Origin of the sequence: Streptomyces sp. NPDC059828, assembly GCF_042731955.1 — a bacterium.
Lineage (GTDB): Bacteria > Actinomycetota > Actinomycetes > Streptomycetales > Streptomycetaceae > Streptomyces.
On record NZ_JBHWIW010000015.1, the window covers coordinates 85,306 to 101,765 of the forward strand.

At 70.7% G+C, this 16,460-nt stretch carries 13 protein-coding genes and 1 pseudogene; 10 read left to right on the forward strand and 4 right to left on the reverse strand.

The window, feature by feature from the left end:
* Positions 1 to 95: 95 nt before the first annotated feature.
* The gene (locus ACFV6V_RS12210; RefSeq protein ID WP_385562865.1) at positions 96 to 764 is read right to left on the reverse strand and encodes a CBS domain-containing protein; all 669 of its coding nucleotides are present in this window, start codon (positions 762 to 764) and stop codon (positions 96 to 98) included.
* A 310-nt stretch (positions 765 to 1,074) separates the two neighbouring features.
* On the opposite strand from ACFV6V_RS12210, the gene ACFV6V_RS12215 reads away from it, so the two are divergent.
* The 4 genes from ACFV6V_RS12215 to ACFV6V_RS12230 all read left to right on the forward strand — a co-directional run bounded on the left by ACFV6V_RS12215 (position 1,075) and on the right by ACFV6V_RS12230 (position 5,779).
* Complete coding sequence (locus ACFV6V_RS12215) at positions 1,075 to 1,935, forward strand: universal stress protein (RefSeq protein WP_385562938.1); 861 nt, start codon at positions 1,075 to 1,077, stop codon at positions 1,933 to 1,935.
* 264 nt (positions 1,936 to 2,199) lie between these two features.
* Positions 2,200 to 2,790 (forward strand): hypothetical protein, encoded by a 591-nt coding sequence (locus tag ACFV6V_RS12220; RefSeq protein ID WP_385562868.1) that lies wholly within the window; start codon positions 2,200 to 2,202, stop codon positions 2,788 to 2,790.
* Between the two features lie 26 nt (positions 2,791 to 2,816).
* Entirely contained in the window at positions 2,817 to 3,884 is a 1,068-nt protein-coding gene (locus ACFV6V_RS12225) for a hypothetical protein (protein ID WP_385562870.1), read from the forward strand.
* 164 nt (positions 3,885 to 4,048) lie between these two features.
* A complete protein-coding gene (locus tag ACFV6V_RS12230) occupies positions 4,049 to 5,779 on the forward strand; it encodes an ISL3 family transposase (RefSeq protein WP_385562873.1) in 1,731 nt (576 codons plus the stop codon).
* Here ACFV6V_RS12230 and ACFV6V_RS12235 read toward each other — a convergent pair.
* Positions 5,673 to 5,921 (reverse strand): hypothetical protein, encoded by a 249-nt coding sequence (locus tag ACFV6V_RS12235; RefSeq protein WP_385562941.1) that lies wholly within the window; start codon positions 5,919 to 5,921, stop codon positions 5,673 to 5,675. The two genes, ACFV6V_RS12230 and ACFV6V_RS12235, sit on opposite strands and share 107 nt — an antisense overlap.
* 343 nt (positions 5,922 to 6,264) lie before the next feature.
* Between ACFV6V_RS12235 and ACFV6V_RS12240 the strand changes: the two are divergent.
* From ACFV6V_RS12240 to ACFV6V_RS12260, 5 genes and pseudogenes are all read left to right on the forward strand, one after another.
* Positions 6,265 to 6,543 (forward strand): annotated as a pseudogene (locus ACFV6V_RS12240) (hypothetical protein); the annotation flags it as partial.
* A 138-nt stretch (positions 6,544 to 6,681) separates the two neighbouring features.
* On the forward strand, positions 6,682 to 7,587 hold the full coding sequence (locus ACFV6V_RS12245) for an oxygenase MpaB family protein (RefSeq protein ID WP_385562876.1): 906 nt from the start codon (positions 6,682 to 6,684) through the stop codon (positions 7,585 to 7,587).
* Positions 7,569 to 9,824 (forward strand): tetratricopeptide repeat protein, encoded by a 2,256-nt coding sequence (locus tag ACFV6V_RS12250; RefSeq protein WP_385562879.1) that lies wholly within the window; start codon positions 7,569 to 7,571, stop codon positions 9,822 to 9,824. The genes ACFV6V_RS12245 and ACFV6V_RS12250 overlap by 19 nt, the downstream gene beginning before the upstream one ends.
* A gap of 119 nt (positions 9,825 to 9,943) precedes the next feature.
* Positions 9,944 to 11,281: a DUF2252 domain-containing protein gene (locus ACFV6V_RS12255; protein ID WP_385562881.1), complete on the forward strand. Its 1,338-nt coding sequence runs from the start codon at positions 9,944 to 9,946 to the stop codon at positions 11,279 to 11,281.
* 58 nt (positions 11,282 to 11,339) lie between these two features.
* Positions 11,340 to 12,905 carry a phytoene desaturase family protein gene (locus ACFV6V_RS12260; RefSeq protein ID WP_385562884.1) on the forward strand — a complete coding sequence of 522 codons (1,566 nt, stop codon included), beginning with the start codon at positions 11,340 to 11,342 and terminating at the stop codon, positions 12,903 to 12,905.
* A gap of 28 nt (positions 12,906 to 12,933) precedes the next feature.
* On the opposite strand, the gene ACFV6V_RS12265 is transcribed toward ACFV6V_RS12260, so the two are convergent.
* A complete protein-coding gene (locus ACFV6V_RS12265) occupies positions 12,934 to 13,989 on the reverse strand; it encodes a GlxA family transcriptional regulator (protein WP_385562944.1) in 1,056 nt (351 codons plus the stop codon).
* A gap of 114 nt (positions 13,990 to 14,103) precedes the next feature.
* Here ACFV6V_RS12265 and ACFV6V_RS12270 point away from each other — a divergent pair, with 114 nt between their 5' ends.
* Positions 14,104 to 15,069 carry an NADP-dependent oxidoreductase gene (locus ACFV6V_RS12270; protein WP_385562887.1) on the forward strand — a complete coding sequence of 322 codons (966 nt, stop codon included), beginning with the start codon at positions 14,104 to 14,106 and terminating at the stop codon, positions 15,067 to 15,069.
* 172 nt (positions 15,070 to 15,241) lie between these two features.
* Here ACFV6V_RS12270 and ACFV6V_RS12275 read toward each other — a convergent pair whose 3' ends face one another.
* Positions 15,242 to 16,435: an FAD-dependent oxidoreductase gene (locus ACFV6V_RS12275; RefSeq protein ID WP_385562890.1), complete on the reverse strand. Its 1,194-nt coding sequence runs from the start codon at positions 16,433 to 16,435 to the stop codon at positions 15,242 to 15,244.
* Positions 16,436 to 16,460 lie beyond the last annotated feature (25 nt).

Consider the following 16,460-nt stretch of genomic DNA (forward strand, 5'->3'; position numbering starts at 1 on the left):
TGACCTGCTAGTGCCTTCGACAGAGACTGCTACTACGGGAGACCGCACATCGACCAAGAATCCAGGATATGCGCCGTGGCCACGATGTGCCGGGATCATCCGGCGCTGGACAGGCGTCCCCTTCCCGACGGGGCCGATTCGTTCAAATCGACCCGGACGTCCACAACACCCTCGACGGCACGCACAGCCCGGGCGAGCAGGGGGACGAGAGCACGGTCCGGGAGGACTCCGCGCAGTGTGACGACACCGTCGTCAACGGACGCGTCCACACCGCACGCGCCTGGAAGGTCCGCGAAGACAAGGCGGCGAATCTCCTCAGAGATGTCCTCGTCGGTGCGCAAAAAGACCTTCAGCAGGTCACTGCGGCTGACGACGCCTTCGAGTATTCCCACACCGTCGACCACAGGAAGCCGCTTCACCAGGCGCCTGGCCATGATCCGAGCGGCCTCGGCGAGTGTGGCGTCCGCGTGCACCGTAATGGCCGGGCTCGACATGAGTTCATCCGCCTCCACCCCGCGCGCCTTCAGCGTGTGGGCCCGTGAACCCGTCGTCAGGTCGGGATCATCGAGCCGCCGCTCCTCCTTCGGCAACAGGTCGGCCTCTGAGACCACACCGATCACCCGGCCGTCGCCCTCCAGCACTGGCAGAGCACTGACCTTCCACTGCTGCATGAGCGCCACGATCTCCTTGTAGGAGGCATGACGTCCCACTGCGACGGCAGTACGGGTCATCACGTCCCCCACCATGTGCGGTGCATCGGTCATGGCACTTCTCCTGGTGAGCATCGCTCCGCGTCCGTCCGACCACCGCGACGGCCGCGCCTGTCCGGTCGGCAAGAGGTCCGATGGCAATTCAGGTTCGTGACCGCCATCAGTACTGGCCTGCGGCCTGCCCCGCCCGACGTAGGCGTGCCGTGCCGCGCGCAAGCCTCTGAATCCAGGCTCAGCTATGCCGGAGCGGATCACATGGGCCGAACGGCCCTGGGGCAGGGCCGCTCTGCCTCTCCTCCCGGCGCACGGTGGGTGGAAGGGTCGCAATGAGCGAGCCGACCACAGGCGGAGAGCGGTGAGGATGATGGAGCGACCGCTGGTTGTAGGAGTCGACGGTTCAGATCCGAGCCTCAGCGCTCTCGACTGGGCAGCGGCAGAGGCGGCTCTCCACGGCGTGCCGCTGACCGTTCTCTATGCGTCGCGTTGGCAACGGTACGAACAGCGAGCGCCGTCGTTCTCGGTCGATCGGCCTGCTGCGCGGATCTACGCAGAGGACATCGTCGGTGCAGCGGCGGAGCGCGCTTCTCGGCGTGTCGAATCGGTCAAGGTGTCCACTGAGATCACCGCGGAAGACCCTGCCACGGCGCTCGTGCGGCGCAGCCGCGAAGCCAGTGCGCTCGTCGTCGGAAGTCGGGGGCTGGGCACCCTGACCGGTCTGCTACTCGGATCGGTGGGCCTGGCGGTGGCAGCGCATGCGGAGTCACCCGTCTTCGTCGTACGCGGCACCGATCTTGACGCTGCCGGGGACAGCGTGATCGTAGGGGTGGGCGAGCCGGCCGCCGCCGCGGAGACCCTCGCTTTCGCACTGCGTGAAGCCGAGCTACGGAAGCTTCCCCTGACGGCTGTCCACGCATGGCGTTCTTCCACCCCGGAGCTGCCAGGGAGGCGCGTAGCGGCCGTCGAGACGTCCGGCATGCAGCATGCTGAAACAGAACTCGCCGAAGTCCTCGGCCAGTCTGGCCTCGATCTCGGCTCCCTGACCGTCGAGCGCAGGGTCAAGGAGGGATCCGCTCGCGACGCCTTGCTCGGTGCCTCCAGCGATGCCGCCCTCTTGGTGGTCGGGGCACGGCGACGCAATGGTCACGCAGGCATGCAGCTCGGGTCTGTGAACCACGCCGTGCTCCATCACTCAGCGTGCCCCGTCGCGCTCGTTCCGCATCACTGATGGGCCCCTGTTTCAGCTCGCGCTTGAAGGCGGGGACCTTCCAGGTACTCGGTGCGAAAACTCGTCGCGGGTTCCTCGCATGCCGTCGCAGGCGCAGGCCGGTGCCAGGGTTTCTGCCTGCCCCGCATCCCCCGGCCCCCACCCGACCTACGACCGGAGCAACCCGCATGACGCCACCCGACCCGGCCGTCCAGGGCAGCAGCGAAGTACGACGTCCCCGCGGGCAGCCCCGGTTCGGTCTGGAGTGACAAGGACGGGGCGCACATGACCGTGGGACAAGACCGCCTCGTCGCTGTCATGCGAGGTATCGCCGACAACCCGGAAGCCTTCGGTCATCTCTACGGAGCCGAACAGAAGCATTTCAACCAGATCCTGGCCGATCTTCCTCAGGGTGCAAGCACCACGACGATTGAGAACCGCATCGTCGAGTCCTCGCGCGCCATCGGTTCCTATGACGGCATACGCTCGGACATCATCTTCGACGAACGATTCAAGAAGACACAGTGGGCCGCGGACTTCAACCAGTACGCCAGCATCGGTTACGGCACGGCGCTGAAGTTCAACCCCATCGCCGACATCGCTCCCGCCGGAGACCTCGTCGGCAAGGCGATCGATGCATGGGTGTACGAGTCCAACAAGGCGCACACCGCCGAAGCCAACCTCGAGGCCACCATGGAGAACGCCAAGACCTACGAGGCCGGCCAGAACGACGTCGAGAACATCGTCAGGGCCTGGGGAGACAGTCGCGGCCACGGCATCGACAGCGACTGGACGAAATCATTCGTCCACGACGGTCAGGATGCATACGGACACGGGCGCGACCGAGCTCTGCTCGCTCTTCGCGCCGATCGCTGATCCGACAAGGAAGTACCTCCGACAGAATGAGCACGACGCAGATGAAACCCGGATTCCGACGCATACGCGCAAGGTGGTACGCGCTGGCACTCGTTCTGTCTCTGGGGATCGCGACCTGGGCACTGTACGCCACGGGTGCATACGATTCCTGGCGCGACGGCCGATCGCTGGACCAGGCATGCGAGGGCACCCTCGCTCAGGGAGGGCTGACCTCGGCGGTGGGCACATCGCACCTACGGGCCGAGCAGACCGACGACAGCGCGCTGGCCGACTGCTTCGTGAAGGACTCCTCGTCCCGAAACGGACGCGCCGTACACATCACCCTGCGATGGAGCACCTCCGGAGCGCCCTCCGGCACTGACGCCGGGTACCAGGCAGCCGGCAACGGAGTACAGGGGCAGGCTGCACCCCTGGGAAACGGCTGGCCCGGTGTTATCAGAGATGACGGCAAGGTCATGGTCGCGCTCGACTGCGTAAACCAGAAAAGCAAGGCTCTGGTCGCCTACGGAGAGTTGTACGGAGCATCGGACGGCAACGCGCTGACCGGACTCGGCCAGGTGACCACCGAAACCGCCCAGAACGCAGCCGAGAAATACGGATGCGAGGCCAAGGCCGGCAAGCAACTCACTGGCGTATACGCAGACCAGCTCGGCAAATCGGGCACGCCCAAGCCCCTCGCACAGGCTCAAGGATCCTGCGAGGCCCTGCGAGGCACTAAGGCGGCAGAGAACGGCACACCGCAATTCATGGAGTACCCGACCGACGCCCATGCCCCGCAGATCAACTGCTACCTGGTCACCAAGGACCAGAAACCGGGGTACGGCCTCTACGCGTACTACGGGACTGCCGCCAAGGACTTCCAGTCTGCCACGTCCGAGTCCGACGACAAGAACCGGGCCTTGGCAACGGCCAAATGCCCCCAGTCCGCTCAAGAGGCGGTCTTCGCGATCTACCGCCTCTACGAGAGAGACACCGACACCTTCCCCGTGGCCCGCTACTCCGCCGAGTACGCCAAATCCGCACTCAAGACCTTCGCCGACCACGAGGCACAACTCCGTGGCTGTACCGACGTGCGCCTGGTCTCCGTACCGTAGGCAGGTTGTGGCCCGTGTCCGGGTACGGCGCCTGGTCTGCCCGGTCCTGGGCTGCCGGCGGCAGACCTTCCGCGAGCAAGTTCCTGGGCTGATCGAGCGCCTTCAGCGCCGCACCACGCGTCTGACCAGCCAGGTCTCCGAGGTGGTCAAGGAGTTATGCGGCCGTGCGGCCTCCCGTCTCACCCGGTTCCTGGCCATGCCTCTCTCCTGCGCCACTGCCCTGCGCCTGCTGCGGCGCATCCCCGGCCGAGAGTGCGCGTCCCCCGGGTGGTCGGGGTCGACGACTTCGCCCTGCGCCGCCGTCACCGTTACGCCACGATCATCATCGACGCCGAGACCGGGGAGCGTGTCGATGTGTCCTGCCCGACCGCGAGGCCGCCACATTGGAGGCATGGCTGCGCGGGAAGAAGGGGGTCGAGGTCGTGTGTCGGGACGGCTCGGCCACTTATGCCGAGGCGATCCGCCGGGCGCTGCCTGACGCGGTGCAGGTCAGCGACCGCTGGCATCTGTGGCGAGACCTGTGCGACAGGGTTCCGGCCGAGGTCCGGGCCCACGCTCCCTGCTGGGCCACCGTCAACCCGCCCCGGCCCGGCGGCATCCGCGAGCAGACCACCCGCGAGCGCTGGCACGAAGTCCACACCCTCCTCGACTCCGGCGTCGGCCTGCTCGACTGCTCCCGCAGACTCAACCTCTCCCTGAACACCATCAAGCGCTACGCCCGCATACCCGAACGGGTCTGCCGACCGCATCGCTCCACGCTACCGGCCCACTGGTCGACCCATACCGCGAGCACCTGCGCCGACGCCGGTCCGACAGCCCGGCCGTCCCCGTCACGCACCTCCTGCACGAGATCAGGGAGCTGGGCTACACCGACAGTGCCAACCTGCTGGTCCGCTACCTCAATCAGGGCCGTGCCGAAGGCGACCGTCCCGGGACACCCCCGTCGTTTCGCCCGGCTCCTGCTCACTCACCCCGAGCGCCTGTGGACCAAGTACACCGACCTGCTCGGCCTCCTCACCGCGGCCTGCCCGGAGATGACCGCGCTCGCCCGACTCACCGGCGAGTTCGCCGCGCTTCTGACCCCGGCCCAGGCCAACGGCGACAAGCTCACGCAGTGGATCACCACGGTCCGCACTGCCGGCCCGCCCCACCTGCACAGCTTCTGCAACGGCCTCGAACTCGACCGCGCCGCCGTGAACGCCGGCCTGACCCTGCCCCACCACAACGGCCGCACTGAGGGCATCAATACCCGAACAAAGAGGATCATGCGACAGATGCACGGCCGAGCAGGATTCGACCTCCTCCGTCACCGCATCCTTCTCCCAGTTAATGCCACCGACCGTCACCACCGACTACGGAAGAGTGCGGGGCGTGTGGCTGGCCGCGGTGCCGGCGGCCGGTCCGCTGACGCCTTCTCGGCAGACGGGGCCGCAGGTCCAGGATCCGCCGTCAGGGGGAATGGGTGCTGCGCGATGCCCCGGATGAGATCCTGCGCCAGGAGTGTGAAAGGCATAGGCGGCCACGGCTCCGGCCACCGCAGCGACGCCGGCCGTGGGATCTGTGGAGGTCGACGCGGACAGCGACTGGTACCGATCCCTGGCCAAGCCTTGGTGGCAGCCGGCGCTCCTGGACCTTGGGTGTTGTCTGGACGCCACGGATACGCGTCCATCGCGTCGAGGACGGGGATGGGGATGGGCGCTGAGCGGGCGCAAGGTCATGATGGACGGCGGCTCGCCGCCGTCATCGGCGTGAGTCCGACCAGCCAACGGGGCCTCCGGCCCGACGGGACTACTCGACAGCGGGATCCTCGTCCGCGCGACGGGCGGCGTTGCGGACCTCCCGCTCAACGGCCTCGCGAGACATCGTCACGTCCTTTCGCGCGGCGTACTCCGTGACGGCGGCGTGGAAGGCCTCGTCGGCCGTCCGCCACGTCTGCCGCTGAGCCTCGAATTCTTCGCCTTTGAGGCCCGCCAGCCTCGCCCGCTCGACTTCAGAAGAGCGTTCCAGCCTGATCAGTTCGCGGGGAATCGCTGCCATGTACCGGGATCCTAACGTCGGCATCGGTTCACAGCCTCCCCTGCCCGCGAATCGCGCGTGGGACACCCCGTCCCACCCCCGCGCTTCACGGGGGACTATCCGTGGCGTCACGTCGGCCGCGGCCGGGGCGTGCGCAACATCGCCCAGCAGGTAGCGGACGCAGTCTGCCCGACGGTGGCCGCCGCCGTTTCCGGCTGCATCCTCCAAGTCGAGGGCCGGGAGGAGGAGACGCGGGCGTACGTGCACGAGCTCTACTCCGGCACCTGCGCGGTGCGCACTGTGAACGGCTGTGCACTACACCGGTCCAGTGGCCGGCACCCGCTGCCGACGCCCGGATCGCAATCCCATCCGCTGCCCCGGGCCCGGGACCGGAGTGGCCCCCTTCGTCGGCTTCCTCGACCGCAGGCGCGGACACGTCGGCCCCAACCGGCTCTTCGGCGAACAATGTCAGGCCACCGACTTCCACCACCGCAGGGACCTCGAGGCCCGCCCGGCATCCGGCCACGTCGACCAGGCACTCAGGGAAATCGCCGCCACCCACGGGTCCATGGGCGAGGAGGAAGCCGCCGCCTACGTCAGGCGCCTCGCCACGGAAAGGCGCCATGTCCGTGACGTCTACTGACCTGGACCCAAGCGGTCGGGTCATCGAAGCAGTGCTCGCAGGGCTCGTCACCGCGGCGAACTGCTCGGATAATCCGATGGGCGCAACAGTCTTCGCGCCTAAAGGTGCCGACCACGTCTGCGAGGTGCATGCCGACCCATGAGCGGCGATACGTACGGCGGCGACCCCGGGCTCTTCGGCCCCGGCTCCGTCACCTGGCAGATGCACGGCGACCCCATGATGTGGGTGGCCGGAGTCCGCGCGCTCTACCTCCAGGCACTGCACCCCCGCGCGGTACGCGGGGTCATCAGCAACAGCGACTTCCGGCGCGACGCCTGGGGCCGTCTGCTGCGTACCGCCGACTTCGTCGGCACCATCACGTACGGCACCGCCGAGGCTGCCGAGCGGGCCGGCGCCCGGGTCCGGAGGATCCACCGGCTGCTCGGTGTGGACGAGCCCGAGCTGCTGCTGTGGGTGCACTGCGCCGAGGTGGACTCCTACCTCCAGGTCCAGTTGCGCTCCGGATTCCCGCTGAGTGACGCCCAGGCCGACCGGTATGTCGACGAGCACCGGACCAGCGCCAGGCTGGTCGGTCTCGATCCGGCGCGGGTGCCCGCGTCCACCGCGGAACTGGCCGCCTACTTCGACGAGGTCCGGCCGGAGCTGGCCGCCGGGGCCGATGCCCGCGCCGTCGACGACTTCCTGTGCCGCCCGCCGATCCACCCTCTCCTGCTCCCGGCGCGCGAGCTGCTCTGGCGGCGGGTGGCGTCGCTCGCGTACAACGCTCTGCCGCCCTACGCCCATGAGCTCTACGGGCGTCCGGCGCCCCCGCCCGACCGCGTGAACCACCGGCTGGTCGCCACCGGAAACGCCCTGCGTTGCATCCCCAGCCGGGTGCGCTGGCAGCTTCCACCGGGCCACATCCTGAAGGCCATGGCGCGGCTCGGCCCCGGCAGCCGACCCGCGCCGTACACACTCAGAAACGAGGCGGCCATACTGGACGATCCGGGGAGGGCGAAGAGAAACAACGGGGGCGACGGCACGCGATGGCGGACACCAGGCTGATCCACGGCCGCTACCGGCTGCTCGATCTGATCGGGCGCGGTGGCATGGGCGAGGTATGGCAGGCTCATGATGAGTCCCTGGATCGGCGTGTCGCGGTCAAATGCCTCAAACCGCTCGGACAGCGCAACGACCAGGCCATCAGCGACATCCTGAGAGAGCGCTTCCGCAGAGAGGCCCGCGTGGCCGCCTCGCTCCAGCACCACGGCGTCACCGTCGTCCATGACTTCGGCGAGCACGAAGGCGTGCTCTATCTGGTGATGGAGTTCCTGGAGGGTCGCAATCTCAGCCAGATCCTCGACGACAACGAGCCGCACCCCCTGACCGTGCCCGAGATCGTGGACATCGCGGAGCAGGTCGCCGACGCCCTCGCCTACACCCATGAGCAGGGCATCATCCACCGGGACCTGAAGCCCGCGAACATCATGCGCCTCACCGACGGCACGGTGAAGATCTGCGACTTCGGCATCGCCAGGCTCGGCCACGACATCGGCTTCACCTCGCGGCTCACCGGCACGGGCGTCGCCATGGGCACTCCCCACTACATGTCGCCCGAGCAGATCAGCGGCGGACACATCGACCACCGCAGTGACCTGTACTCGCTGGGCTGTGTGCTTTACGAGATGACCACGGGCGTCCCGCCGTTCGACCTCGGCGACACCTGGGCGATCCTCGTCGGACACCGTGACACCCCTCCCGACCCACCCCGAGCCCACCGGGCCGACTTCCCCGGCGCCTTCGACCGCATCATCCTCGACCTGCTCGCCAAGACGCCGGAAGGACGACCCACCGACGCCAGGGAACTGCGCCACCGGATCGCCGCCGCCCGGTCGGCGTCCGAGGCGTCCGCAGCCCCCTCCGCGTCCGCCGCCCCTGCGGCCCACCCCGTGTCCCCGGCGTCCGGCCAGGACCAGCCGCTGCCCACCTGGACCCACGCGATGACAGCCGGGCACAAGGCGGTCGGCGCCTGTGCCCTCGGCATCCCGCTGCCCGACTTCACCTCGGGTCTCACCGGCGCCTGGACCACCACCCCGGCCAACCAGCGCGGATCCCTCGCCACCGTGCCCCCGCGCCCCGATCGCCCCACCCCGCCACCCGACGCGCTCGCCGTGCTCACCAGCCGGCACAACACGGGGCTCAGCCTCGCCAGGCTCGGCCGCTGGGACGAGGCAGGCGAGGTGCACCGCGCCGTGCTCGCCGAGCGGGAGCACCTGCTGGGCCCCGGGCACCCCGACACCCTCACCAGCCGCTACGAGGTCGGCTTCACGCTCAGCAGGACCGGCCGTGCCCTGGACGCCCTGGAGGCGTTCGGCAGGGTCGCCGAAGGACGCGCGCGCTCGCTGGGCCCCGACCACCCGGACACCCTGGCCGCCCGCCAGGAGGCGGCGTACGTACTCGGCCGGCTGGGCCGGCACTTCGAGGCCCACGAGGTGTACGCGACGGTGCTGGCGTCCCGCGAGCGCACCATGGGCCCCGAACACCCCGACACCCTGCGCTGCCGGCACAACCTCGCGTTCAACCTGAGCCGGCTCGGACGGCTGGAGGACTCCCACCGGATGGCGGGCGAGGTCGCCACCGCCCGGGCCCGGGTGCTCGGTCCCGCACATCCGGACACCCTCGTCACCCGGTATGAGGTGGCTTACGCACTGGGCCAGTTGGGCCGCTGGACGGAAGCCCTGGGGACCTACCAGGAGGTGGCCGCGGCAAGGGCGCACTCCCTGGGTCCCGATCACCCGGACACCCTCGCCGCCCGCTACGAGGTAGGGATCAGCCTCGGCCGCCTCGGCCGCAGCGCGGAAGCCCTCCAGGTGTACGGGGCACTCGTCGGGGACCGCACCCGTGTGCACGGCCCCGAGGACCCCGAGACCCTGCGCGCCCGCCACGGCCTCGGCGTCAATCTGGGGCGGCTGGCCCGCTGGGAGGAGGCGGTGGTGGAGGCCCGCGACGTCTGCGCGATCCGGGAACGGGTGCTGGGGCCGCTCCACCCCGACACCCTCGTCAGCCGTCGTGAGGTCGCTGTGGGCCTCGGCTGGCTCGGCCGCTGGGCCGACGCGCTCACCGTCTACCGTCAGGTCGCCGAGGCCCGCGAACGCGTGCTCGGGGCCGACCATCCCGATGCCCTCGCCAGCCGTAACGACGAGGCGCACTGCCTGGAGCAGTTGGGCCGGGGAGCCGAGGCGGTGGAGCTGTACCGCCGAGTCGCCGCGCTGAGACAGCAGAGCGGCGCCGGCCCCCGCTGAGCCGCCACCGCCCCTCACCGCACCACCCGCCCGTTTCCGCCGCGACCGGGCAGGTACGGCCCTCACCCCCGCGGACGCCTGGGCAGGTCAGGTCGCCGCCCCCGGCGCACAATGGCCCTATGACGGACTCCGCCGAGCAGGAGCAGCGCGGCCGTGCCGCGCGCAAGCAGGTGTCCCGCTCCTCGCACGGGCGCTGGATCCCCGCCGCGGACCGCCGGGACCCGCTCGCGATCCTCGAGGAGCAGGCCAGGAGCCGTGAGCCGGACCTGGTCCCGATCCGCTACGGCCGGATGGCCGTCTCGCCGTTCACGTATCTGCGCGGCGCCCCGGCCGTCATGGCGGCCGATCTCGCCCCGCAGCCGCACAGCGGACTCACCGTCCAGCTGTGCGGCGATGCGCACCTCCTCAACTTCGGCGGCTACGCGTCACCGGAGCGCACGCTGCTGTTCGACCTCAACGACTTCGACGAAACCCTGCCGGGCCCCTTCGAATGGGACCTCAAACGACTCGTCGCGAGCATCGCCGTGGCCGGACTCGACAACGGCCACCCCGAGGCGAAGGCCCGCCAGGCCGCGCTGACCGGGGCACAGTCGTACCGCACCACCATGCGCCGCCTCGCCGGACTCGGTGAGCTCGCCGTCTGGTACGAGCGCATCGACGCGGCGGATCTCCTCTCACTCGCCGGCAAGGTGGACCGCGCACGCGTCGAGACCCGGATTGCCAAGGCGCGCCGCCGCACCAGCCTTCAGGCACTCGAGAAGCTCACCACGCTCGTGGAGGGCCGGCGCCGCATCGTGTACGACCCGCCGCTGCTCGACGTGCTCGACCTGCTCGACTCCTCGGCCGTACGGAAGATCCTCAGCGACTACCGCAGCACACTGCCCGAGGACCGCCGGATCCTGCTGGACCGGTTCCGCTTCGTCGAGGCCGCCCGCAAGGTCGTGGGCGTGGGCAGCGTCGGCACCCGTTGCTATGTGGCGCTGCTGACCGGTCGCGACGACGGCGACCCGCTCTTCCTCCAGATCAAGGAGGCGCAACGGTCCGTGCTCGAACCCCATCTGCCCCGCTCGGGTTACAAGCACCAGGGCCAGCGGGTGGTCGCGGGCCAGCGGCTGCTCCAGGCCGCGAGTGACATCTTCCTCGGCTGGGTGAGCGGCCCGGCCGGCCGGCACTTCTACTGGCGGCAACTGCGTGACATGAAGGGCTCGGCGGATGTTCCGTCCATGAACCCCGCACTGCTCGGCGAGTACGCGGGGCTCTGCGGCAGGGTGCTCGCCCGCGCCCACGCCCGTACCGGCGAACGCATCGCCATCGCCGCCTACCTCGGCTCGTCCGACCGGTTCGACCGGGCGATGGCCGACTTCGCGATGGCCTACGCGGACCGCACCGTCGCCGACCACGCGGCACTGGAGGCGGCGATCACGGCCGGCGTGGTCACCGCGAAGCGGGGCGTCTGAGGCAGGGCCACGCTTTCGCCCTCTGGTCCACGGCGATCACCACGTGCTACGAAGAGGCATGCCAGCAGCCGAAGCTTTCTCCCGAGCCGTGTACGACGCCGTCATCGTGGGCGGTGGCCACAACGGACTGGTCGCCGCTGCCTACCTGGCGCGGGCGGGGCAGAACGTCCTGGTCCTCGAGCGTCTGGAAAACACCGGGGGAGCGGCGATCTCCACCCGTCCGTTCGCGGGGGTCGACGCACGCCTGTCCCGCTACTCGTACCTGGTCTCGCTGCTGCCCGGCAAGATCGTCAACGATCTCCGGTTGCCCTTCGCCGTGCGCAGGCGGACCGTCTCCTCGTACACCCCGACCCTGCGCGGAGGCCGGGCCACCGGGCTGCTCGTCGGCGGTGACGAGGAAGGCACCCGCGCCTCGTTCGCGGAGCTCACCGGGTCGGACGCGGAGTACACCTCCTGGCTCCGCTTCTACGAGCGGACCCGGACGGCTGCCGAGCGGCTCTTCCCCAGCCTCACGGAGCCGCTGCCGTCCCGCGAGCAGCTGCGGGACCGGCTCGGCGACGACGCGACCTGGAGCATGCTGTTCGAGGAACCCATCGGAACGGCGGTCGAGGAGCACTTCACCGACGACCTGGTCCGGGGCGTGGTCCTCACCGACGCGCTGATCGGTACGTTCGCCGACGCGCACGACCCGTCCCTGGCACAGAACCGCTGCTTCCTCTACCACGTCATCGGTGGCGGCACCGGAGACTGGAACGTACCCGTCGGCGGCATGGGGACGTTCACCGACGCGCTGGCCGATGCGGCGCGCGGCGCCGGCGCGGAGATCGCGACCGGTCACGAGGTGCTGCGTATCCACACCGACGGCCGAAACGCCGAGGTGGTGTTCCGCACGGAGGACGGCGAAAGCACCGTGGCCGCGCGCAGGGTGCTGGTCAACGCCGCGCCGCAGGCCCTGGCCGCGATGCTCGGCGAGGAGCCCCCGGCCGCACCCGAGGGCGCCCAGCTCAAGGTCAACATGCTGCTGCGCCGGCTGCCCAGGCTCCGCGACCACTCCGTCGACCCGCGCCAGGCGTTCGCCGGCACCTTCCACATCGCCGAGGGCTACGAGCAGTTGGCTACCGCATACGCCCAGGCCGCGGCGGGACGGCTGCCCGAGACTCCGCCGTCGGAGATCTACTGCCACTCCCTGACGGACTCCTCGATCCTCTCGCCGGAACTGGCCGCACAGGGCTACCAGACCCTGACCCTGTTCGGCCTGCACACCCCCGCCCGGCTCTTCGCCGATGCCCCCGACGCCACCCGCGACGCCCTGCTCAAGGCGACGCTCGCCGCGCTGGACGCCCATCTGGAGGAGCCCATCACCGACTGCCTGGCCCTGGACAAGGCCGGGCAGCCCTGCATCGAGGCCAAGACCCCGCTGGACCTCGAGCACGACCTCAGGCTGCCGGGCGGCCATATCTTCCATCGCGATCTCGCCTTCCCTTACGGGGACGAAGCGACGGGCCGCTGGGGCGTCGAGACCGCCCACCCGAACGTGCTGCTGTGCGGGGCGGGGGCGGTACGCGGCGGCGGGGTGAGCGGCATCCCGGGCCACAACGCGGCGATGGCGGCACTGGGGCAGTGACGCCGCAGGGGTGATGGGGCCGGGCGGCTCAGGCAGTCCGGCCCTCAGCCGACGCCGCGGCGTGGAACGTGCGCCGGTACGCGGCCGGTGAGACACCCACCAGCTCCCGCATGTGCTGCCGCAGCGAGTTCGCGCTGCCGAATCCCGCGCGGTCCGCGACCAGATCGATGGACAGATCGCTGGCTTCCAGCAGTTGCTTGGCGACCTCGACGCGCTGGGCGGTGAGCCACTGGCCGGGGGTGACACCCGCCTCGTCGCGGAACCGGCGGGTGAAGGTGCGTACGCTCATCCGGGCATGGCTCGCCAGCTCGGTGAGCGTCAGCGGCCGGTGCAACCGCTCCAGCGCCCAGGCACGGGTGGGCGCCGTCGTGGCCGTCGTCGGGGCGGGCACGGGCCGCTCGATGTACTGCGCCTGGCCGCCGTCCCGCCATGGCGGCACGATGCAGCGCCGCGCCACCTGGTTCGCGAGGGCGCTGCCGTGGTCGCGCCGCACCAGATGCAGGCACACGTCGACGCCCGCCGCGGCCCCCGCCGAGGTCAGCAGATCGCCGTCGTCGACGAAGAGCACGTCCTCGTCGAACCGCACGCGCGGGAACAGCCTCCGGAAGTGCTGCGCCTCGGCCCAGTGGGTCGTGGCAGGGCGCCCCTCCAGCAATCCGGCCGCCGCGAGCACGAACGCCCCGGTGCAGATCGACACCGTCCGTGTGCCCGGCCTGATCCGTGCCAGCGCCGCGGCCAGCGGCTCGGGGAGCACCCCGTCGGTGCCGATGGCACCCAGCAGATGGGTCGGCGCGATGATCACCGTGTCCGCGCGCTCCAGCGCCTCGGGGCCGTGCTCCACGTCGATGGAGAAGCCCGCCTCGGTGCGCACCGGGCGCCCGTCCGGTGTGCAGACCACCACCTCGTACAGCGCCGTCCCGTCCGCGGACCGCGCGCTGCCGAAGATCCGCGCCGGGATGCCGAGCTCGAAGGTCATCACCCCGTCGAGGGCGAGCACGGCGACCCTGTGCGGATCGGGTCCTGGCGGTACGACACAGCCCTCGTACGCGTTCCACTCGCCCTGCACCGTGCGCTGCTGCTCCATCCTGGCCATGGCCAGATTCTGTCACATCATGGCCATCAGGCCAGTTCAGGATCTTGCTCCCGGCGCCGATGGTGGTGTCGTACCAAGCGAATGCAAGGAGCGGAGAGACTTCCCATGAACGACGTCACGACGATGCGCGCAATCAGCCCGGCCTCCTGGGGCGGGCCCGAGGTGCTGGGCACCGTGACCATCGAGCGACCGGTCCCGGGGCCGACGGAGATCCTTGTCAGGGTGCACGCCGCGGGCGTCAATCCCATCGACTGGAAGACCCGGGCCACGGGAGGGTTCGGGATGCACGGTGAGCCGCCGGTGCTGGGCTACGACGTCTCCGGTGTCGTGGAGGCCGTCGGCATCGGCGTCACCCTGTACCAGCCGGGCGACGAGGTCTTCGGCATGCCCGAGTTCCCGCGCCAGGCCGGCGGCTACGCCGAGTACGTCACCGGCCCGGCCCGGCACTTCGCCCCCAAGCCCGCGGCGCTCAGCCACATCGAAGCGGCGGCACTGCCGCTGGCCGGGCTGACCGCCTGGCAGGCCCTGGTGGAGACGGCCGGGCTGAGCACGGGGCAGCGGGTGCTGATCCACGCGGCATCGGGCGGCGTCGGCCACCTCGCCGTGCAGATCGCGGCAGCGCGCGGAGCTTACGTGATCGGCACGGCCCGCGAGGAGAAGCACGCCCTGCTCAAGGAGCTGGGCGCCGGCGAGCTGATCGACTACACCCGGCAGGACTTCGCGGAGGCGCTGGACAAGGGCAGCGTGGACATCGTCGTCGACGCGATCGGCGGCGACTACGGAACCCGCTCCCTGACCGTCCTGCGCGACGGCGGCACCCTCGTCACCCTGCCCTCACCCGACGAGGTCCCGCCCGCCATCGACGCCGACCCGAGGAGCAGCCGCTCCGGCTTCACCCTGGTGGAACCCGACTCCACGGGAATGCGAGCCATCGCCGAACTGGCCGCGGAAGGACGGCTGCGTCCGCTCGTGGAGAGCGTCTTCCCCCTGGAGCGGGCCGCCGACGCCCACCGTCAGGGCGAGACCGGCCGCACCCGGGGGAAGATCGTGCTGTCGGTACGGGAGGGCTGAGTACGGCACCGAGCCCGGGGCGTGCCGGGGTGGGGGCTCGCCCTCCAGGTCCTTGCGCCCCGGGGCTTTCCGGGCGATCTTCCCGGGCCCCGCGGCGCCGGCGACGGTCTGTGGTCTCCCCGGCCCCAGGGACCTGGGGGAGGCCCGTGCACCTGGCGCGGCGGGCCGGCCCTCAAGGACCTTCCGGGCGGGACCTGCCCGAACGCGGCCCCGCGACGGCCTCGACGAGCAGACGGCGCCCGGCCGGGGCGGTGAGCATGCCGCGCAGCGCCATGTCGCGTACGGCGCGGGCGGGCGCCGAGCGCAGGGTCCAGGCACGGGTGGCGAGGTCGGTGCGGGCGAGCACCCGCAGGGCGTCGGCGCGGCGTGCGCGGCGCCAGGCGGTGAGCCCGTCAGCCGCCGCGCCACCGTGTGCGGTCGCGGCGGGGATCACGTCGGCGAGCGACACGGCGTCCCGGAGGCCCAGATTGAGGCCCTGGCCGCCGACCGGGCTGCACACATGGGCGGCGTCGCCGATCAGCAGCACCCGCCGGCTGCCGTGGGGTGCCGCGATGCGCCGCTGGGTGCGGAAGGTACTGGTCCAGCGGCATTCGCGGACGTCCGCCGTCCAGCCCCGGGCCGCCGCTTCGGTGGCCAGTGCCGCAAGTCCGTCGCCCCCGTCGTCAGGGCCGCCCGGTGCGTGGCCGTGCGGCATGTGCAGGACGACCCGGGCCCAGCCGTCGAGGTGCATCGGCAGCACCACCAGCAGTCCGCGTGGCCCGCCGACCATGTGGACCCGCGCCGGATCCAGCGAGGGACTGTCGACCCGCAGGTCCGCGAGCTGCCAGGTGCCGGCGTACGTGCGACCGCGGAACGCCGTACCGGCCAGGGCACGCAGGGTGCTCGACGCACCGTCGGCCGCGACCACCCAGCTGGCACGCAGCGGATCGAGGCCCTCCGGCACCACGGTGACGGCGTCGGCGTCGTCGTCGACGACCGAACGGACGGGCGTCGAGCGGTGCACGCGCACACCCGCACGCTCGGCCTCGGCGGCGAGCAGGCCCTCCGTCGCGCACTGCGGGACGGTCAGGATGTAGGGGTACGGGGAGCGCAGCCGGGCCATGTCGAAGCCGCCGAGCCTCTGCCCCTGCGCCCACATCTCCACCGTGTCCACGCGACGGCCCAGCGGGTGCAGCGCATCGGCCAGCCCGCTCGGGGCCAAAGCCTCCAGCGTCCGCGCGTGCAGATCGGTCGCCCGGGACTCGGTGACCGGGCCGGGACGGCGCTCCAGCACCACCACACCGAGTCCCGCCCGTGCCAGCAGCAGCGCGGCGCTCAGACCCACCGGACCCGCCCCCACCACTGCCACATCCGTGTCGACAGCCATGTCCCGCACCCTATCCGGCAATCCG